We start from the raw sequence: 20,915 nt of genomic DNA, 5'->3' as shown, positions 1-20,915 counted from the left end.
CTTTTTTACGTAAATCTCTCATATTTTAGTATTTTTGCTTTAAAACAACTTTATTTACATTAGTAATGCTCGTAAAATTTTCGGTATGTAATTTTTTATCATTTAAAGAAAATACATCAATAAGCTTTTCTGCAACTTCTCTGACTGAACATAGAGAAGAAAATATATTTCAATCACCAATAAATGATATAAGCCTTTTAAAAAGCTTAATAGTTTATGGTGCAAATTCTAGTGGAAAAAGTAATCTTTTCAGTGCTTTAGGTTTTATGAAGCGGTTTGTCTTAAATTCTTCAAAGGATTCAATTTCAGGTGAAGAAATTGGTGTAGAAAGATTTAGATTGTCAACAGAAACAATTAAGAAACCAAGTTTTTTTGAATTAGAATTTATTATTGAAAGTACTAAATATAGATATGGTTTTAAAGTTGATTCAGATAGAGTTCACTCGGAATATTTATATTATCAAATAAAAACAAAAGAATACGTACTTTTTGAACGTGATTTTCAAGAAATCATTAGAGGAAAAAAAATTGACAAGGCAAATGAAAAACTTTTTGATATTACTAGAGAAAATGCTCTCTTTTTATCTGTTTGCGCTCAATTTAATGATCCTTTGGCAACATCTATAATAAAAGAAATTAGAAAGATAAATTTTATTACTGGTCTCGATGATTTTAGTTCTAGTGAATATACTGCAAGGATGTTGAGTGATAATAAGTCTAATGTTTTTATCAATGATCTTTTGAAAAGTGCTAATTTAGGCTTTAAAGAAATTAAAGTAGAGAGAGTATCTACAGAAGATTTACTATTGAAATCAGAAATACCTAAAGAACTTTATAAAATTATAGTAAAAAATAATCCTGAGAATAATATTATAAGCACAAAACATGATGTTTATAATGAAAAAGGAGAAATAGTAAGGGAAGAATTTTTTGATTTAAATTCAGATGAATCTCTAGGTACAAGGAAATTTTTTGCTTTAGCCGGACCTTTAGTAGATGCTTTAATTGATGGTAAAGTTTTAATAATTGATGAATTCGATTCAAGACTTCACCCAGAATTATGTAAAGCGATTATTAAACTTTTTAATTCATCTCGCAATAATCCTAGAAATGCTCAATTAATTATTGCATCTCATAATTCTACATTTATAAACTCAAATAATAAGCTGTTTAGAAGAGATCAAATTATAATAGCACGTAAAAATAAATATGGTGTTACTAAAATGAAAAGCTTATTTGATTTGAAAATAAGGAAAGATGCTTCATTTGAAAAAGATTATTTATCTGGAAAATATAATGGAGTTGAGATAGATTTAAATATTAGTAATCAATTTGAGTTAGATTTGTAATTTTGTTAAAATTCCCACTAGATTGCGATTATCTTCCTCATAAACACAATCTAAATTTTCTTAAACCACTTATATGGTTTAAAAAAACGTAGCAACTCTGCGTCTTTGCGAGAAATTTTCACGGTTAATCAAAATACCTACAAGGTTTTAAAAACCTTGCAGGAAAGCATAAAAAAAGGACGGCACTATATTAAGTACCGTCCTTTAAGGCAAATTTTAGATTTGCATTTTAAAACCATTATGATTTTAAAATGCCGCATTCAAGAATGCGTACAGTAATTGGTAATCTACTAAAAAGAAGACTAAACGCAGGTTATTCGTTTATGATATCGCCTTCCTTAGTTTCTTCGCTGGCAATTTTTACCAGTTTATCTTTAAGGCTTAAATCTCCGAAAATTTCGATTTTATCGTCGATTTCTCTTCCTTTTTTAATATCAACTCTGTTTGCTTTATGATTTACAACTCTAATTACAAACAAACCTTCAGCAGAATTCACCACTGCCGATTTCGGAACCACAAATGTGCTGTCTTTCGCATTAAGCGGTAATAAAACCTCGGCAACCATTCCTGGTAATAAATCTTTCTTTGTATTTACAACATCCATTTCAACACGCTCAGAACGTAATTTTAAATCTAAAGCACCAGACATTCTGGTAATTTTAGCTTTAAAAGTTTCAGGTAATGATTTTACATTAAAACTCATTTCGTCGCCTTCGTGTAAATATCCTGTATACAATTCAGGAATAGAAACTGCCAAACGTAATTTATCCTGCTGTTGAATGGTTAATAAAGGCAAATCTGAACCTTTTCCTGCCGGACCAACAAATGTTCCTAAATTCACGTTTCTTGCCGCCACAACGCCATCAAACGGAGCGCGAATTTCAAGATAACCTCTCATAATCGAAACTTCTTTATGCGCTGCAATTGCAGCTTGGTATTGCGCGTAATCAGAATTCTTTTTCCCGCTTGCCATTTCTAAATCGTTTTTAGAAATCGTTCCTTCAACCTTGCTTGTTTCATACAAACGGTTGTAAGTACTTTTGCTCGTTGTATAAATCGCTTCCATCGATTTTAATCTTGATTCGGCTGCAGCCAGCTGCGAACTGATTTCAGGAGCTTCTAAAACAATTAAAAGTTGTCCTTTTTTTACTTTCGTACCAATATCAACTTTCAATAATTTTACGAAACTGCTCACTTTAGCGTATAAATCTACTTGTTGAAAACCAGTTAATTCGGCTGGTAAACGCAATTCTGTAGTTAGTTTTTCTTTTTCTAAAAGAAACGTTTCAGTTTTAGGTTCGATTTCTGCCACAACAGGTTCTTCTTTCTTTGAATTACAGCTGTTAAGGAAAAATAATGCTGCAAAAAACAGCGCGCTATATTTTATAATTTTATTATTCATTATTTTGATTTTAATGATGAGATATAATGGATGCTTTCTTCGTCTTCAGGATCTAAAGAAACAGATTGTGTCGATGTTTTTTCTTGTGCCCAGGCAAAAATCTGAGGAAGAATTAATAATACGGCAAAAGTAGAAAATAATAATCCGCCAATAACCGCTCTTCCTAATGGAGAAACCTGATCGCCTCCTTCACCGTGTCCAATTGCCATTGGTAACATTCCCGCTATCATCGCCACAGAGGTCATAATAATAGGACGAAGACGCAGCGCCGCAGCTTCTCGCGCAGATTCTAATGCGTTTCCGTTTCGTTTACGCAATTGTTCGGCATTTGTGACCAGTAAAACGGCATTGGCAATCGAAACCCCAACCGACATAATGATCCCCATATACGATTGTAAATTTAGCGTTGAACCTGTAAGCGTAAGCATTAATAAAGCTCCTAAAACTACCGCAGGAACTGTCGTTAAAATTACCAATGAAACTTTGAACGACTGGAAATTAGCGGCTAACATTAAGAAGATTACAAAAACGGCAACCAATAATCCTGTTTGTAAACTACTTAATGTTTCGCTCAATACAGTACTTAACCCAATTGGCGAAATGAACAAACCACGAGGTAATTCGCCTAAAGAACTAATTGTTTTGCTCACATCTTTTGTAGCCGTACCTAAATCGGTTTGGTTGATGTTTGCCGTAACGGTAATGTAAGGCATAGCCCCTAAATTGTCATTTTCACCACTTACATAAGTTGGTGTAATTTTAGCAACGTCACTTAAAACCGGACGAATCGAATTTCTTAATACCGGAATTTCTCCAATATCAGTTTTGCTTTTCATCTTATTCAAAGGAACCTGAACCTGAACGTTGTATGATAATCCTGCTCTTTCATCAACCCAGGTATTTTTTTCTGTATATCTTGATGATGAAGTCGAAGCAACCAATGAACGTGAAATATCATTCATATCAACGCCTAATTCTGCAGCACGAGTTCTGTCAATATCAATATTCATTGCCGGATAGTGAATTGGCTGACCAATTTGCACATCTCTGAAATAAGAAATGGCTTTTAGTTTATCAACAATTTGATTGGCGTATAATTCATTTCGTTTTTTGTCTTTTCCTGCAATACGAATTTCGATTGGAGTAGGGGAACCCTGGCTTAAAACTTTATCCGTCAATTCGATTGGTTCAAAAGAAACTTTAGTATTTGGCAGTACTTTTTTAAGTCTTGCTCTAAAGTCATCTTTAAATTCATCCATATCAACATGATATTCTTTTAAACTTACTTGGAAAACAGCTTCATGTGAACCCGCCATGAACAAATAAATTGGGTTAATCGAGAATAGAGAAGGGTGCTGACCCACATAAACAGAAGTGATTCCGATATGCTCTTTTCCAACCATTTTCTCCAATTCTTTTAAAACAATTCTGGCTTGTTCTTCAGTTCTTTCTAAACGAGTTCCGTCAACAGCACGCATTCTCAATTGAAACTGGCTTGAATTGGTTTTTGGGAATACATCTTTTCCAATAAAACCAATAAATACAATCGCTAAAGCTGTAGCCGAAACCAGATATATAATACTTGTCGCTTTTTTGTATGGAAACAAACGATCTAAAGTTCTCATAAAACGGATTTTAAATCTTTCAAAAAGACTTATTTTTCCGTTATTATCTGTATCTAATCTTTCAACATAACCTTTTTTCTGTGTAATCAAATCTTTTTCAGATTCCGGAGTTAAACCACAGTCTCTAAATTCTGCTTCATCATCTGTAATTTCCGGGCCATGTTCGTGTTTTTCATGTCCTTTCATAATCCAGTTTGCCATTACAGGCACAAAAGTCTGCGATAATAAAAACGAAATAACCATCGAAAATCCAATCGCTAAAGCCAAAGGCAAGAACAAAGCTCCCGGAATACCAACCATGGTAAACGCTGGCGCAAATACAGCCAGAATACAAAGTAAGATCAATAATTTAGGTAAGGCAATTTCCTGACACGCATCCCAAATGGCGAGCGCCTTGGGTTTACCCATATCAAGATGCTGGTGAATATTTTCGATCGTAACCGTACTTTCATCCACCAAAATACCAATGGCAAGAGCCAATCCTGATAAAGACATTAAGTTGATCGTTTGCCCGAATAATTTCAGGAATAAAACTCCAGAAATAATCGAAATAGGAATCGTTAAGATTACGATTAATGCCGCACGTTTATCTCCAAGGAATAATAAAACCATTAATCCCGTTAAAACCGCACCAATAATTCCCTCAGTAATTAAACTTTTAACGGAGTTGATTACATAAACCGACTGGTCAAATTCATACGTAATGTTTACATCTTCAGGAAGTGTACTTTGAATTTTAGGAAGTTCGGCTTTTAATTTCTGAACCACGTCCCAAGTTGAAGCGTCACCCGCTTTTGCAATACTAATATAAACCGAACGTTTTCCGTTTACCAAAGCATAACCTGCCGTAATATCGGCACCATCTTTTACAGAAGCAACATCGCCTAATTTTAGATTTTGAACACCGCCTTTAAATAACGGAATCTGCTCAAAATCCTTAACTTCTTTAATGGTATTATTAGTTGGCGTAATATAGTTTTTGTCGCCCATACGAACGTTTCCGGAAGGAGCCGTTTGGTTGTTTAAACGAATCGCTTCCACAATTTGATCCGGCGTCATATTATGCGAACGCAATAAATCCGGATCAACATTTACCTCAATTGTTCTTGGGCTTCCGCCAAAGGGAGCCGGCGATAATAAACCGGGAATTGCCGTAAACGAAGCACGAACGTAAACGTTAGCTAAATCCTGTAATTCATTGTTTGATCTAATTTTACTGCTTAAAACCAATTGACCAATTGGAAGAGAAGAAGCATCAAAACGAATGATAAACGGAGGCTGAGTTCCCGGAGGAAAAGCCGCTTGAATCCTGTTGGAAAGCGCACTTAACTCGGCAGCAGCCTGAGCCATATTTGTACCTTCATAATAGGTTAATTTCATGATCATTAACCCCTGAATATTTTTGGTTTCTACCGATTTGATACCATTAGAAAAAGGTAAAACATTCACGTAGTTTTTAGCAAAATAAGCTTCCATCTGGTCTGGCGTATAACCTCCAAACGGATGCGCAATATAAATAACCGGCAAATTCATTTTTGGCAGAATATCTACCTTAATGTCTTTGATGGCACCAATTCCGAAGAAAAATAGACCCGCAACCAATACTAATATGGAAATGGGTTTGCGGAGTGCAAAACGTATTAAATTCATTAGACGTTATAATTAAAATTCATTTATAAATAAGTCAAAATTGCCCGTTGCAGCAACTTTCAGTAAAAACGACTGCCATACATTATTGTTCACAATATCACGATCGATTTCGGCACGGTTTAAAGTATAAATCGTTTGGGTCAAATCGGTTAGATCTGTTAAACCATTTTTGTATAAAGTCGATTTTTGAATGTAAGCTCTTTTTGCCGCATCAACCTGAATAGGCGCTTCGGCATAATTATCAAGTGTAATTTTGATCTTATCTTCGGCAAAAGTCAATTGTGATTTTAATTCTCTGTCTGCCTGATTATACTCTTCCTGTAAAGCCTGAGAAACAAATTTCTGAGCACTTACTTGTTTGCTTGATCTAAAAGGCGTGGTTAAATTCCATGTAATTCCAACTCCAACCAAATAATTGGTACGATCCGGATTTACACCATCCCAGTAATTTCTGCTAAACGCATGCTGATCTGTGGCATAACTATTTTCAAACCCCGAAGCCCTGGTTTGTAAAACTCCAAAAGCACTCATGGTTGGGTAATAAAAACGTTTGTATAATTTAACCTGCTGATTGCTGTAATCGATTTTTGTTTTATAGAATTGTAATAAAGGATGCAGACTATCTGTAGCTGCATTTGTTTTAATTAATTCTTTTGGAATCTGAGTTACAAAAAGAGTATCCGTAGCAAAATCCTGAGGCGCAACGCCCATTAAATCGACTAATTTATTGTTTTGCTCTTTAACGAAATTCTTCGCCAGATTTAAAGCAATTTTAGCTTTAGAAACTTCGGCTGTAGCCAATGTAGAATCTACTCCGGCCAATAATCCGTTTTTAACTCTCGCAACAGCTGTCTTTTTGAAAACTTCTGCACGATCCAGATTTTTTTGCTGCGAGATCAACAATCTTTGGCTTGCCAGTAAATTTAAATAAGCGGCAGAAATTTTGATTTCCTGCTGGAATTTTTCCTGTTGTAAATCTTTTTCTTTGGCCTGAACATCAATTTTAGACAAATTGATTTTTTCCTGTGTTTTTCCAAAAGTGAAAAAATCCCAGTTCATGTTGACCAGATAAAGTGCGCCAAAAGCCGAATTCCAGTTTTGTTCCGGCAGTGGTAATCCTGATGAAGCAACTCCAAGACCTCCAAATCCATAAAGCGGCCCGTTTTGACCATTTACAGTTCCGTAATCCTGCTGTGCCGATAAATTTAGGTTAGGCAGGTAATCACGTCGAGATTGTTTTAGAGTCTCTTTTGATGCATTGGTGTAATTGTTTTTTGCCCTGATCGAACCGTAATTTTCAAGCCCAGTTTTTACTGCTTCTTTTAAAGAAAGGGTTTGAGAGTAACCGATTGATGCAAAAATCAAGAAAAATAATAAGGTAATTTTTTTGAAATACATAAACTCAAGTGTGAAATTATAGCACAAATTTATTTCTCTTGTACTGATAAAAGTCATGTTAAGTGATGTACTGCGATAGTAAATGACCAATTCAATTGGTCATTTTTTAGAAATGATAATTAAATATTTGTCCGTACTTTGTGAACTATTTAAGTTTAAAAAATGAGCATAAAATTTGATAATATTCTGGATAACAAATGGTGGCAGGAAATTGCCGTCGTCGCGTTTTCCTTTACTATATATACTTTAAAAAATGACTGGATGTTATTTAGTTCCATAACATCTGTTTTAATGGGCATTTTCTTTTATTGCATTTTGTACATGCACGCCCAGTTCAATCGTTTCTTCCTTTTTCCCATATTATTTAAAACCCGTCGTCCTTTTACTTACCTGGTATTAACGCTTTTTGGGGTTCTTGTTTTCTCTGTCGTTTTGTATGAGCTTACGATGCTGGATATGTTTAGAAATCTTTATTTTTATCAAAACTCGCATCAAAGAAGTTATTTGTACCAATTGGCCAGCGTTTTGGGAACTTTGGTTTGTATTTTGAGCCCAATTATTGTTTTTAAATTCTACAGAATCCACAGAAAACGTACCGAAGAAGCTTTGCTATTCAACCAAATGCAGTTGAATTCGTTAAAAGGACAATTGAACCCGCATTTTTTATTCAATACTTTTAATACGCTTTACGGAATCAGTCTAGAATTTCCGGACAGAACGCCGGATTTAATTATGAAGGTTTCGCAGTTAATGCGTTATCAATTAGAAAGTAACAGCAAACAATGCGTATCTTTAGAAGACGAATTAGAGTTTATAAACAGTTACGTGCAGCTAGAAAAAGAACGCGTAGGATATCGTTGTGATATTACTTTTGATTCTAAAGTTGATAATGAAAATGCGTATAAAATTTCGCCGATGCTTTTAATTGCTTTTATTGAAAATGCTTTTAAACACGGAACCTGCGCGATTGAAAAATGTTTTGTCCAAATTTTTATTACTGTGGAAGACGGACAACTGCATCTTCATGTAGTAAACTCAATTCCAACGAAGCAAACCGATGTTGTTTCGACCAAAATTGGTTTAAAAAATACGATTGAAAGACTGAATTTGATTTTCGGGAAAAACTATACACTCGATATCCAGGAGAATAAAAAAACGTATATAGTTGATTTAAAACTGCAGTTGAAAAGATTTGCATAATGAGAGATCCAAAAAAATGCATTATTGTTGATGATGAGCCGGCAGCGCATTATGTTTTAGCTAATTATATAAAACAGAATCCGCAGTTAGAATTGGTTTTTCAGGGATATAATGGCATTGAAGCAATGGATTATCTTAGGGAAAATAAAGTCGATTTAATGTTTTTGGATATCAATATGCCTGAGATTTCAGGAATGGAATTATTAAAGATTATTCCCAATCATCCTAAAACCATTTTAACGACAGCTTATTCTGAATTTGCACTCGAAAGCTACGATTACGGTGTAATTGATTATTTACTGAAACCTATTTATTTTCCGAGGTTTTTAAAAGCTGTAGATCGTTTTTTCTCTACAGAAAATGTAAAAACAAAAGAAGAAGAAGTTGTTGTAAATAAAGTAAGCGTAAAAGTTGATGGTTATTTTATTGATATTGAATTAGACCAGCTTTTATATGCACAGAGTTTTGGAAATTATGTAAAACTGCACACAACAAAACGAACTTATCTGGCCTCAATAACCACAACAGAGCTTGAAAAATGCTTGCCGGAGAAGAATTTTATCCGAATCCATAAATCTTATATTGTCGCATTGGACAAAATTGATACAACTGAAAAAGATTTTGTAATAATCAAAAATGAAAAATTACCCGTTGGAATAACCTACAAAAGGGAATTGACGGATAGATTAAAAAAGTAACATTTTTTTTATTAAAAAATATTTGGATTTCATTTTAAAAGTAATAATTTTAGTACGTTATTTTGGTTTTATATTTTAATAGTCAAGATCATGAAAAAAGTATTCTTATTGCTGGTTTTACTTTATGGAGGTTTTTTAAGCGCTCAAAATGAAGTAGTAACACCGCCCGAAAAAGTTAGGTTTACTTTTGAAAAAGAATACCCAAATAAAGTTGCGGTCTGGTCTATAGATTACGTTGGCGATGATAATGATGAGATTAGATACGAAGCAAAATTTAATACCGATAAGAATACCAAAGCGCTGGCCGTTTATGATAATTTGGGAATTTTAAAAGCATATGAATTACAAATTCCATTAACTCAATTACCTCAAAAAGCGCAGACTTATTTAAAGAAAAATTACGCACCAAAAGCGATTAGGGAAATCGCTGTAATAGTAAATGATAAAAACAAAACCACTTATGAAGTTGGTGTAGAAAAAGACTCCAGATTTTATGATGTTGTTTTTGATCAAAATGGAGGTTTTGATGTGATCATCGAAAAAAATTAACAAGCACACTTACTAATTCAATTATATTTAAAACGGCAAACCCGACAAGTTTTATACTTGTCGGGTTTTGTTTTTGTTGATATCTAGGAAATACTATAAGTTTTAATTTTTTTCATAATTAAAAATGTAGTAATTTTATTACTTTATATGCAGATTGTTTAATTTATTAAAGTATTATTATGAAATTTTTTTATTTATTTACCGCCTTTTTATGTTTCAATTTTTTAATTGGGCAGCAGAGCATTTTGCTTCCGTCAGAAAAGACAGTGAAGGCTTTTGAAAAACAATATCCACAGAAAAAGCCAATTTGGTCTATGGAATATGGTAAGAATGAGAATGATATTAATTTTGCCGCAAAATTTACCATAGCAGCCAAAACTCAGGCTTATGCTGTTTATGACAGTGATGGAAATTTTAAAAAGTATAAAGAGCAAATCTCAAGTGCTAAACTGCCAAAAAATGGACAGACTTATCTTGACACCAATTATCCGGTTAAATCGAGCTCGAAATCAAAAAGTAAATCAAAAAATAAGATGGCAGTGGCTGTAAGAGAGGCTTATTCTGTTGTTGATGCTAATAGTAAAACGACTTATGAAGTGAAAGCGGCAAAAGACGGAAAAAATTATAATCTTATTTTTGATGAAGAAGGAAACTTAATTAAAACAATTCAAATAGGATAAAAAATATTTATTCAAAGATATTTAAAAAAGCAAACCCGACAGATTTTTAAAACTTGTCGGGTTTTATTTTTTATCTTTTTGCCAAATAAATTACGCAATCGCCAATTTTTCTCTCCACTTGGTAAGATTTACGCCTTTAAAAATAAGCCATAATGTAAGGCCTAATTCTGCAATGATGCAAGGAAACAATAATGCAAAATTAGAAAGCTGCGGTGCCAGAATGGATAGAAAACTGTTTATTAAGTAGCAAAGACCAGCAATTGCCATTAAAATACCTAATACTTTTGGTAAATATTGAGATTTATAGATTAAATATCCTTCAATAAGACACACAAATCCAAAAAAGATCAAACCTACACCAAATCCATAGCCGTGTAATTTTATGGAAAGATAAGATAATGCATGTAATTGATCTGGATTGAAAGATTTTAAGTAATCTGAATCTCCAAGGAAAAATAAAGCAGCAAGCAGATTTAATTTGTTGGCTGCCAAAACAGCAGTTTGAATCAGGTTAAAAGATAAATTGAGCAGTGCAAGTTTTTTGTTTACAGGTCTCAGCAGATAATAAAGTATAATCATTACAGGCAGATCACAAATTTGCATAATCAAATCTGCGCTGATTCCTATTCGCCATAAAAGATCAGAATTCATAATATTGTTTGCTGTAGCAGCTGCATCTTCGTAAACAATTAATTTGCTTCTTACGAAGATTTCAGCAAATAAACCTGTTACAATAATAACCAGGTATAATAATCCGGCTATTCTCGCGTAAAATTGGGGAGAAGTTTCAAAATTTTTTGGTTTCATATTTTGGTTAGTTTAAGATAAGACGTTTGTCTCACTAAATTGTTACCAACCATGATATTAAGTTTATTTTCTTGTTTTAAAAAGAAACCCGACAGGTTAAAAAAAACTGTCGGGTTTAATTCTCAACGTAAATAAGAATTACAAATTCATTCCACCAGAAGCTTCAATACGTTGTGCATTTACCCATTTTGCATCTTCAGTACATAAAAAAGCAACAACACCGCCAATATCATCTGGCAAACCGACTCTTCCTAAAGCTGTAATTGAAGCTATGTGTTGATTTAATTGTTCATTATCACGAACTGCGCCTCCGCCAAAATCAGTTTCAATAGCACCCGGAGCTACAACATTAGCTCTGATTTTTCTTTCGCCTAATTCTTTTGCCTGATATTTTGTTAAAGTCTCGATTGCGCCTTTCATAGAAGCATAAGCCGAATAACCAGGAAATGAAAACCTTGCTAAACCTGTTGAAATATTTACAATTCCGCCGCCGTCGTTCATTACGTTCAAAGCTTTTTGAGTTAAGAAAAACGGACCTTTAAATTGAATATTAGTCAATTGGTCAAACTCTGCTTCAGTAGTTCCAACGAATGAATTATGAATTCCAATTCCGGCATTGTTTACTAAAAAATCAAATTTATCCGTATTGAAAGTGCTTTTTAAAGTTGAAGAAATACCTTCAAAAAAGCCATCAAATGTATTTGAATCTCCCACATTCAATTGAAGAGACGCCGCTTTTTGACCTAAACTTTCGATTTCTTTTACAACAGCGTCTGCTTCGTCTTTTTTACTGTTGTAAGTAATGATAACGTCAAGTCCTTTTTTAGCAATAGCGATTGCCATGTTTTTTCCTAAACCTCTGCTTCCTCCTGTAACCAGAGCTATTTTTGTATTTACTGCCATTTTTATAATTGTTAATTATGAATTATTAATTGTGAATTGTTTGTTGTTCTGTCAGTCTGAGCGAAGTCGAAGACCTTTATGGTACGAATGTCCTTCGACTTCGCTCAGGAGGACAAATGATTGTGTTTAAATAAAATTAATTAGCATGCATTGCATTAAAATGATTTCTCAACTCTTCTGCGCTTGCGTTTAATCTCGTTTCGCTGGTTCCAAAAGTAAGTTCTGGTTTTCCGTCTTTTAATTGTTCAAAAATAGATTCGATAAAACTGCTTACGCTTGGATGTGCGTCGTGTAAACCAACTCCACCAAGATCTGTATTCAATGCGGGCGGAATAATTTCGATTACTTCAATATTTTTAGCTTTTAATAAATGACGAAGTGAAAGTGTAAACGAACGGAAAAATGCTTTTGTAGCCGAATAAACCGGAACTTTTGCAAAAGGCGAAAATGCCAATCCAGAAGTTACATTCATTACCGTTGTTAAAGATTTCAACTCAATAAATAAAGAAGTTAAATGCAGCGGCGCTTCAATATTCGTACTGATTTCTGCTTTCATGCTTTCGTAGAAATCAGCATCTGTAACAGAAACCCATTTTTGGATTCCGGCATTGTTGATTAATACGTTTAAATCAGGATGATTTTCTTGAATCCATTTGTAAAGGGCAACTCTTTCTTCTTCTAAAGATAAGTCGCATACTTTTGTAATTACAGAAGGAAATTTTGCTTTCACTTCGTTTAAAACAGATTCTCTTCTGCCGCAGATAATTACAGTATTATTTTCCTGAATAAATCTTTCAGTAAGTCCAAGTCCAATTCCGCTTGCACCGCCTGTTATTAAAATTTTGTTGTTTGATAAATTCATCTTTTCGATCTTTTAAATTGATAAGACAAAGGTAGGAGTGAAGTCGTGTTGGGGAATTGTAAATATCAAACCGATGTTTGCAAAATTCAAATCAGGTTTAGCAATTAAAAATTAAAAATTGATAATTAAAAATTCCAATTCTCATTTTATGTCATCCTGAGCGAAGTCGAAGGACACGCACAGCTGTACTCAAAGCATAGTCTGAGTTAACTATTGTCAATAATCTAAAATCTAAAATAATCTAGCTCCTAAAAGCCAACGGCGTAAAAGTAGTTTGTTTTTTAAAAAAGTTAGAAAAATGCGCTAATTCTTCAAAACCAAGAGAATAAGCGATTTCAGAAATATTCCAATCCGTTTGTTTTAAAAGGATTTTCGCTTCGTTTGTTAATCTTGAACTGATTAATTCGGTTGTGGTTTTTCCGGTATTTTCTTTTAAAACTTTATTTAAATGATTAACGTGAACCGATAATCTTGCTGCAAAATCCTTTGCAGTTCTTAGTTCTAATCGCTGATGCGGAGATTCTATTGGGAATTGTCTTTCTAATAATTCTGCAAATAAAGAAGAAACTCTTGCTGCAGAATTGTGTTTAGAATATAGAGCAGTTATAGGCTGTAATTTTTGTCCAAAGTGAATTAATTCAGCGACATAATTTCTAATTAAATCATATTTATAGATATAATCAGAATTAATTTCTTTTTGTATTTTGTTGAAAATCAATGCAACTTCTTCTACTTCTTCATCTGATAATTGAAAAATAGGATAACCGTCTGAAGCAAAAATAGGAAGTTCGTCTAAATCAATTCCGCTTTTGTTTTTTGATAAAAACTCGCTTGTAAAAACGCAAAACTGCCCAGATTGATTAGTGTCTTGCGGAACGTAATTATATGGAATTTTTGGTGTTGCAAATAAAAGTCCCTGTTTTTCTATTTCAATTACTTTGTCGGCATACTCTGCTTTATTATGACCTCGAATCAAACTTATTTTATAATAAGCTCTTCTGTCATAAGGCATTGTTGGTTTTCCCTGAAGACGTTCTAAAAGCTCTTTGATATCAAATACATTAAAATGACCAATCTCTTTTTGAATGTCATTTGGCAGTAATGAATTGGATTCAGCGGTTGTATCTTCGCTAATATCTTTGTAAAATGAATCTAGGGATTTCATATGTATGAATTGTAAAATTCAAATATACGAATTTTTTTGGCCCGCGGATTTTACGGATAAAACAGATTTGCACAGTCATTGCGAGGAACGAAGCAATCTTACTTGCTGAATCAATTGGTGATTTTTGTGAGTGCGGTTGCTTCGTGCCTCGCAATGACATGCTGTGTGTTTATTTAAACGCAAAGTATTATTCGCATTTTATGTCATTTCGAGGAACGAGAAATCGCACTAGAAACTCCGCAATGTGAGTCGCCAATCTTTGTAGATTATCGCGTGCGATTTCTCGTTCCTCGAAATGACAATACTTTATGTTAAAAAATCAAAATAAACTGCCCTGAACAAACTCAGCTTGTGCATTTCCATTAAAAGAAAAAGTATCAATTACAAAAAACTGTTTTTTAATAGCGTCAAGTTCTCGAAGTACAATTTCCTTGCACGAAAAATCAATATCTATTGTAGTAAAAAGCTGCGAGGCAATTTTAAGGTTTTCAGGAGTTAATTTCCTTCCGATTGACATATGCGGATCGTCGCTTTTTTTGAGTTTTAAAGGTTTTAAAGATTCCTGAACCTTTTTCATAATAGGTTTCAGGTTATTTTTTGATTCTTCGTTAGGAGCTATATAAAACGCTCCGGCATTGTCATAAGAACCAAAATGATCAAAATGAACCTGAAAAGGAGTAAAAGTGTCGCAAATTTTAAAAAGCTTTTGTTTGTATTTATCAATTTCGGATTCGGTAATTGTGAATTCACAAATCGTAATATGTCCAACAGAATTACAACTGTTATACCAATCAATTTTGCTTTTTAAATAATCCTTCATTGTTTTGACGGAATCAATAACATCTTGCGAAGGATAAATGGCAACAGAATACTTTTTCTCCATTATTTGGATTTTGAATTATACAAATTTAAGCTGTTAGTAAATCAGAGCGATTTATTTAGACCAAAATTTTCTTGAAAACCCATTATTTTGATCGTATGAATATTCATAGTCAATTAATTTTTTGCGTTTTGAAAATTCTTCAGAAGAAATAATCTTTATGTCTTCGGGATATTCAACTATGGCAGTTTTAATCAAATTATATTGAATTTTGCCTTTTTCATTTTTATTCTTAACCAATATAATATCATCATTCCCTATTACTTCAATTAAATCATAAATTAGCACTAAACCAGAATCTTGATGTTGTATTTCGATATATTTTGATGGAAGGATATCACTTTCCATTAAATAAAAATTACGAGACAGGCTTTCTTTAAAAGTATAATCTTTATAAAGACATTGCGTTAAAAGTAGTGAGACGAATAGAACAATAATTATTTTGGAGTATTTTTTTCTCATTTGAACAGATTGTGTTACACAAATTTAGAATTTAAATTGTGCTGTCAAAGCCGTATAAAAATAATCTTTTCCAGAACCAGCTTCTTTTAAAAATGCTCCTGCATCAAACCAGGCGCCTTCAACTGAAACGGTTAAAAAAGGATTTACAGAATAATCAAAATTTGTGATCAATTGAGTTCCTATAAAACGTTCGGTTGTGTTATCTCCAGAATATAAAAGCTGCATGTTTGGGGCGTATAATCCGTCGTGAATGGAACTTCTCCAGAAAATATCATAATCGATTCCGAAGCCTAATTTTTCGGTTAAATCTAAAGCAATTGACGGGTGAATGTCAATTAAGTTTGATGGACCAATTAAACCGACTAAACCAAAATAAGCGCCTTTTGGATACAACGGATTAAAAGTCTGCAATTGATTGTCATTACTGTTTTTATCTCCGGAAATGAATTCGGTTTTTAAACCAATTTCGGGATTGAATTTTACATTTTCAAAAGTATACGAAGTATTAGATGAAAGTGTCCATGCGGAAATATTTTGCGATTCGATTTTTCCGAATTGGTACAAACCTTCAAAATCATATTTCCAGTTTCCTTTTGTTTTCCAAATTCTTGTTCCTATGGAATGTCTGGTTTCTTCGCCAATAGCGTTATCAAAAACGGCTCGATTTTTCCATAAACCTAAATAATACAAATCGATGTTTTGAATAAAAGGCACTTTGTGAAATACGGTATAACTTCCCCAAAGTTTGGCATTGTCATTAAAATCATCGTTGAAAACTCCAGGTTTATTGGCAACAGGATGCGAATAAAAAGCATCCGTCTGCCAATTGTTATTTTTGTAGAACAGTTTCATTCCGTCAAAAGCAATTCTATTATTTGGACGTTCGCGAACGCTGACCAAACGCTGAGAACCGTATGCGATTTCTTGTCTTCCAACTCTAAAAGTTAACTGCTGATTTTTATTTTGAATGAAATCAACATCTAAAAATGCCTGATGAAAATCGAGTTCGTTTTCATCAACCGGACTCGGATCAATTTTGCTGTTGGCCAGACTGCTTTGAAATTCAATAAAAGTTCTGAACCTTCCCAAATGAACATCGGCATTTAGTAAATATCTGGACAATAAATAGCCGTCGCCGCCTGTGGTTTCATCGCCCCATTTATCATTTACGGTATAAAAATATTGTTCTCTGATTTCGCCGCCAATTGAAGCGTAGTATTTGTCGTTTTTTCCTAACGGAATATGTTTAATTTTCTCGTACCAAGTTTTCGTCGAATCGGCTTTTAGATATTGGAAATCATCGTCATATCGCAGCTTTTGGAAAACTGGTTTTTGTTGTGCATTTGCAGAAAAAATGATTCCCAAAAGCAACAATAATCGGAATGTATTTTTCATATTAGTTTTTTTGGTAACCTCCAAAGTAATTTACAGGACTCCAATCCGGAATCGCTTTTGGTGTTTCTTTGGCAAAGGTTCTAAATTCATTATCAGCATAAACTACTTTTCCGTTTACGACTGTTAGTTTTGATTCTATATTTAAGATTTTTTCTTCAGGAGTCGCGAAATAATCATCAGAAAGGATAGAGAAATCGGCCAGTTTATCTGCTGTCAGCATGCCGCGGTCTTTTTCAATATTGATTAATTGTGCGCTTCCGTAAGTGAATAATTTTAGAGCGGTTGTTCTGTCCAGAATATTTTCATCATTCATATATTTTAAACCGCCTAAAGTTTTCCCAGTTGTTAACCAATATAAACCAACCCACGGATTGTAACTTGCAACACGGGTTCCATCAGTTCCCATTCCTACTTTAATTCCTAATTCTAGTATTTTCTTTAGCGGAACTGTATTCGCAGCTGCCGTTTTTCCATATCTTTTAATAAAACTTTCACCTTGATACGCCATTCTATGCTGAATCGCTAATCCGCCGTTTAAAGCTTTTATTCGTTTTAAATTTTCTGTAGAAACCGTTTCTCCGTGATCAAAGAACCATAAAAGCCCATTTAAAGGTATTTCTTTATTAATGTCTTCAATTACATTTAAAAATCTTGTAATGCTTTCGTTATAAGTGGCATGAATTCTAAACGGCCATCTGTTTTTAATTAATAAAGACAAAACTTCTTTTAATTGTCCTTCCATTGCAGGGCTTAATTCTGGTCTTGGTTTATCGAAGTTTTCAAAATCTCCCGCACTCATTACTAAATTTTCTCCTGCACCCTGAACATGATATTCTACTTTGTCTGAATGATGATCATCGTCACAGCCTTCGCCAATTTCGACTGTATTAATCCATTTGGTGTAGTCGTTTAGTTCACTTCCTGCTTTTTGAGCAAACAAATAATACGGCATTCTAATCGTTAAATCGCTGTCTTTGCACAAACCATTCGTTACACCATAATCGTCTGGAAAGTTTTGAAATCCGCCTCCTGCATCCATAATTGCTGTTACGCCAAGACGGTTCATTTCGGTCATAAATTGTTTTGTAGAGTTTATTTTTTCTTCTGGAGATAATTCCGGAAGTTTAGAAAGTGTTGAGTATAAAATAAAAGCATTTGGCTCGGCAACTAATAATCCGGTTGGATTTCCTTCTGGATCTTTTTCAATTAATCCTGCATTTGGGTTTGGAGTATTGGCATCAATTTTTAAAGCTTGTAATCCAGCTTTGTTTAAATAAGCGTGTCCGTATAAATGAAGAATAAATGTTGGGACATCGCCTGTTACTTCGTTGATTTCTGCTAAAGTTGGGAGTCTTTTTTCTTCAAATTGATACGCATTCCATCCGCCTACAACACGAACCCATTGTCCTTTTGGAGTTCTTTGCGCTTGTTCTTTCAGCATTGCCAAAGCTTTTTTAAGGGAGCGAACGCCATCCCAGCGTAATTCGGTATTAAAGAATCTTCCGCCGCGGATAATGTGCATGTGAGAATCGAATATCCCGGGAATAATAGTTTTTCCTTTGGCATCGATTACCGTTGTTTTTTTGTCTTTTAATTTTAAAATTTCGCTGTTTTTTCCTGTTTTAAGGATTTTTCCATCGGCGACAGCCATAGCTTCGGCAATTGTATTTTTATCGTCTAAAGTGTGAATTACGGCATGATGAACGATAAGTGTAGTTTTTTTGTCTTGAGCGAAAACTGAAACAGAAAGCAATAATAGAAAAGCTAATATTTTGAAAGAGAGTTTCATGGTTGTGGTATTTGTTTGGTTTAGTAGAAGAAAAGACTGTACGTTTTATACAGTCTTTTTTGATGGATTAAATATTAGACGCAGATTTTAGAGATTTGCTTCGCAAAGACGAGGATTTACACAGATTTTTTTATTGATAACAGATGATTAAAAATCCGTTTTTATCCGCGTCTTTGCGAAGCGAATCCGTTTCATCCGTGTGCCATTAAACATTTAATGTTTCAACATTTCGTGAGCATATTGAACACCTACACCATAAGCACCACCGTATTTTTTAACTAAATCGGTTACAGGTACATAAGTTTCCTGACGAGCCCAGTCGCGTTGTAATTCTAATAAATATTGTAATGAAGTTACAGGATGTGCACCCGCTTGTACCATACGTGTTACAGCCATTTCGTGTGCTTCTTTAGAAACGTCGCCGCTTGCATCTGTAATTACGTAAACATCATAACCTTCGTTGATTGCTGATAAAACTGGCCCAACAATACAAACACTTGTCCATAAACCACCAAAAACGATTTTCTTTTTACCAGTTGCAATAATGGCTTTGCGTGCAGGAGCATCTTCCCAAGTGTTCATTGTAGTACGATCGATATAGTTTGAAGTTTTTTGTGGATAGAATTCTTCAATTTCTCTAAAAACAGGTCCGCTGAATGATTTCTCAGCAACGGTTGTTACAATAGTTGGAACTTTGAATATTTTTGAAGCTCCGGCTACAAGGGCTGTGTTGTTTCTAAGCTGATCAATTGGAATATTAGTCACTGCAAATGCCATTTGGCTTTCGTAATCGATTAGGACTAAAGTATGATTTGTTGGGTCTAACAATGCCGGACTTGGTTTTTGAGCAAATCCAATAAATGTTACAAATAATAAAGCTGCGGTAAGGATTAATTTTTTCATGATAATGTGATTTTGTTGTTAATTAAAAGGTTTAAAAAATATTTTGTATTTGATTTTCAATGTTTTGCATTCAAATAAAATGCCTTGTTTGTAATGTGTTGATTTTAAAAGGTTTTTCAGAAAAGGCAATAGTGATCCTAGCGATATATCGTCAATAAAAATTGGATATTCGTTAATGTATTATCGTAAAGCTTTTAATGAATTTTAAAAGAGAAAAATGCTGGTACCTAAATTTTTCCTTTTAGATGTAATCGGTGGAGAATTTCTGATTTTAATAATCCGCTTCCTCCGCCAAAATGTTCAATTACTTCAACTTCCGGCTGCTGTTTTAAGCAAAATGAAGTAAACTCTTTTTCGACGTGATCTTCGATTCCGGAACTCAAAAGAACAACATCGATTTTGTGATTCTGAAAATATTCCTGAGCTTCTTTTTCATTGTTGAAAGAAACTGCGTTCCAATCTTCATATGCGTTTACAAGGCGAAGTAAAATGGCCAATATCGCTTCGTTTTTTCCGAGTAATAAGAATTCAAGAGTTTTCATTTTTTTCTTTTTTAAAGTTACTAAGGTTCTAAGATTCTGAGGTTCTAAGTTTTTTTAGAATTTCAGTTAAACAGAATTTGTAATTTATTTAGCAAATTTATTTGTTTTGTTTTTGCTTCAACTTAATCTAGAATAAGAAAGTTTTTTTTAGTTTCTAAGATGCTGAGGTACTAAGATTCTAAGTTTTTTCTTTTTCTATTTGGTTTCAGTTTTTGACAGAACTTGTAATCTACTATGCAAATTTATTTGTTTTATCATGGCTTCAACTTAATCTAGAACAAGAAAGATTTTTTTAAAGTTTCTAAGATACTGAGGTACTAAGATTCTAAGTTTTTTCTATTTGGTTTCAGTTTTTGACAGAACTTGTAATTTACTATGCAAATTTATTTCTTTCATTACGGTTTCAACTTAACCTAGAATAAGAAAGGTTCTAAGCCTAAAAAAAACTTAGAACCTTAGCGTCTTAGAACCTCAGAACCTTAAAAAGAAAAATATACGGGAAACCCGTAATGGAATCTCAAAAGGCTGTATTAGATTTGTCTTGTTGAGATTGAGATAATGATTTACTACCTTTTAAATTATTCCTTAAAGATCTTAGCGGTTAAACTGTTTTTGGAGAAACAATTTTTTTAATTTTTTAAAAATTTGACATATTC

Annotated in this window: 18 protein-coding genes; 5 read left to right on the top strand and 13 right to left on the bottom strand. The window is 33.5% G+C overall.

Annotated elements, in window-relative coordinates; all coding sequences use genetic code 11:
- The first annotated feature begins 65 nt into the window (after window positions 1–65).
- Window positions 66–1,349 carry an ATP-binding protein gene (locus J2Y38_RS17355; protein WP_309844981.1) on the top strand — a complete coding sequence of 428 codons (1,284 nt, stop codon included), beginning with the start codon at window positions 66–68 and terminating at the stop codon, window positions 1,347–1,349.
- Window positions 1,350–1,662: 313 nt separating this feature from the next.
- On the opposite strand, the gene J2Y38_RS17350 is transcribed toward J2Y38_RS17355, so the two are convergent.
- From J2Y38_RS17350 to J2Y38_RS17340, 3 genes are read right to left on the bottom strand one after another with little or no spacing between them, the layout of a single operon-like run.
- On the bottom strand, window positions 1,663–2,751 hold the full coding sequence (locus J2Y38_RS17350) for an efflux RND transporter periplasmic adaptor subunit (protein WP_309844979.1): 1,089 nt from the start codon (window positions 2,749–2,751) through the stop codon (window positions 1,663–1,665).
- Entirely contained in the window at window positions 2,751–6,026 is a 3,276-nt protein-coding gene (locus tag J2Y38_RS17345) for an efflux RND transporter permease subunit (protein WP_309844977.1), read from the bottom strand. Before J2Y38_RS17345 ends, J2Y38_RS17350 begins: the two co-directional genes overlap by 1 nt.
- A 12-nt stretch (window positions 6,027–6,038) precedes the next feature.
- Entirely contained in the window at window positions 6,039–7,424 is a 1,386-nt protein-coding gene (locus J2Y38_RS17340; RefSeq protein ID WP_309844975.1) for a TolC family protein, read from the bottom strand.
- Between the two features lie 162 nt (window positions 7,425–7,586).
- On the opposite strand from J2Y38_RS17340, the gene J2Y38_RS17335 reads away from it, so the two are divergent.
- The 4 genes from J2Y38_RS17335 (at window position 7,587) to J2Y38_RS17320 (ending at window position 10,551) form a co-directional block, all read left to right on the top strand.
- Entirely contained in the window at window positions 7,587–8,624 is a 1,038-nt protein-coding gene (locus J2Y38_RS17335) for a histidine kinase (RefSeq protein ID WP_309844973.1), read from the top strand.
- Window positions 8,624–9,322 (top strand): LytTR family DNA-binding domain-containing protein, encoded by a 699-nt coding sequence (locus J2Y38_RS17330; RefSeq protein WP_073488235.1) that lies wholly within the window; start codon window positions 8,624–8,626, stop codon window positions 9,320–9,322. The genes J2Y38_RS17335 and J2Y38_RS17330 overlap by 1 nt, the downstream gene beginning before the upstream one ends.
- A gap of 90 nt (window positions 9,323–9,412) precedes the next feature.
- Window positions 9,413–9,871 (top strand): PepSY-like domain-containing protein, encoded by a 459-nt coding sequence (locus J2Y38_RS17325; RefSeq protein WP_309844970.1) that lies wholly within the window; start codon window positions 9,413–9,415, stop codon window positions 9,869–9,871.
- A 179-nt stretch (window positions 9,872–10,050) separates the two neighbouring features.
- A complete protein-coding gene (locus tag J2Y38_RS17320) occupies window positions 10,051–10,551 on the top strand; it encodes a hypothetical protein (protein WP_309844967.1) in 501 nt (166 codons plus the stop codon).
- 90 nt (window positions 10,552–10,641) lie between these two features.
- Here J2Y38_RS17320 and J2Y38_RS17315 read toward each other — a convergent pair whose 3' ends face one another.
- The 10 genes from J2Y38_RS17315 to J2Y38_RS17270 all read right to left on the bottom strand — a co-directional run bounded on the left by J2Y38_RS17315 (window position 10,642) and on the right by J2Y38_RS17270 (window position 20,259).
- Window positions 10,642–11,358 (bottom strand): DUF4386 domain-containing protein, encoded by a 717-nt coding sequence (locus tag J2Y38_RS17315; RefSeq protein ID WP_309844964.1) that lies wholly within the window; start codon window positions 11,356–11,358, stop codon window positions 10,642–10,644.
- Window positions 11,359–11,496: 138 nt separating this feature from the next.
- Window positions 11,497–12,261 (bottom strand): SDR family oxidoreductase, encoded by a 765-nt coding sequence (locus J2Y38_RS17310; protein WP_309844961.1) that lies wholly within the window; start codon window positions 12,259–12,261, stop codon window positions 11,497–11,499.
- A gap of 136 nt (window positions 12,262–12,397) precedes the next feature.
- On the bottom strand, window positions 12,398–13,123 hold the full coding sequence (locus J2Y38_RS17305) for an SDR family NAD(P)-dependent oxidoreductase (protein WP_309844958.1): 726 nt from the start codon (window positions 13,121–13,123) through the stop codon (window positions 12,398–12,400).
- 241 nt (window positions 13,124–13,364) lie between these two features.
- Window positions 13,365–14,288 (bottom strand): helix-turn-helix transcriptional regulator, encoded by a 924-nt coding sequence (locus J2Y38_RS17300; RefSeq protein ID WP_309844955.1) that lies wholly within the window; start codon window positions 14,286–14,288, stop codon window positions 13,365–13,367.
- A gap of 319 nt (window positions 14,289–14,607) precedes the next feature.
- Window positions 14,608–15,171, bottom strand: a complete 564-nt coding sequence (locus J2Y38_RS17295; RefSeq protein WP_309844953.1) for a 2'-5' RNA ligase family protein — start codon at window positions 15,169–15,171, stop codon at window positions 14,608–14,610.
- A 51-nt stretch (window positions 15,172–15,222) separates the two neighbouring features.
- A complete protein-coding gene (locus tag J2Y38_RS17290) occupies window positions 15,223–15,516 on the bottom strand; it encodes a hypothetical protein (RefSeq protein WP_309844952.1) in 294 nt (97 codons plus the stop codon).
- 138 nt (window positions 15,517–15,654) lie between these two features.
- On the bottom strand, window positions 15,655–17,025 hold the full coding sequence (locus tag J2Y38_RS17285) for an alginate export family protein (RefSeq protein ID WP_309844951.1): 1,371 nt from the start codon (window positions 17,023–17,025) through the stop codon (window positions 15,655–15,657).
- 1 nt (window position 17,026) lies between these two features.
- Window positions 17,027–18,814: an amidohydrolase gene (locus J2Y38_RS17280; RefSeq protein ID WP_309844949.1), complete on the bottom strand. Its 1,788-nt coding sequence runs from the start codon at window positions 18,812–18,814 to the stop codon at window positions 17,027–17,029.
- 213 nt (window positions 18,815–19,027) lie between these two features.
- Window positions 19,028–19,717, bottom strand: a complete 690-nt coding sequence (locus J2Y38_RS17275; RefSeq protein WP_309844947.1) for a hydrolase — start codon at window positions 19,715–19,717, stop codon at window positions 19,028–19,030.
- Window positions 19,718–19,944: 227 nt separating this feature from the next.
- Complete coding sequence (locus J2Y38_RS17270) at window positions 19,945–20,259, bottom strand: hypothetical protein (RefSeq protein ID WP_056199178.1); 315 nt, start codon at window positions 20,257–20,259, stop codon at window positions 19,945–19,947.
- Window positions 20,260–20,915: the final 656 nt, after the last annotated feature.

Source organism: Flavobacterium sp. 2755, from assembly GCF_031455715.1.
Lineage (GTDB): Bacteria > Bacteroidota > Bacteroidia > Flavobacteriales > Flavobacteriaceae > Flavobacterium.
The sequence above is the reverse complement of the archived record's forward strand: the minus strand, read 5'-3'. Positions and strand labels throughout refer to the sequence as shown.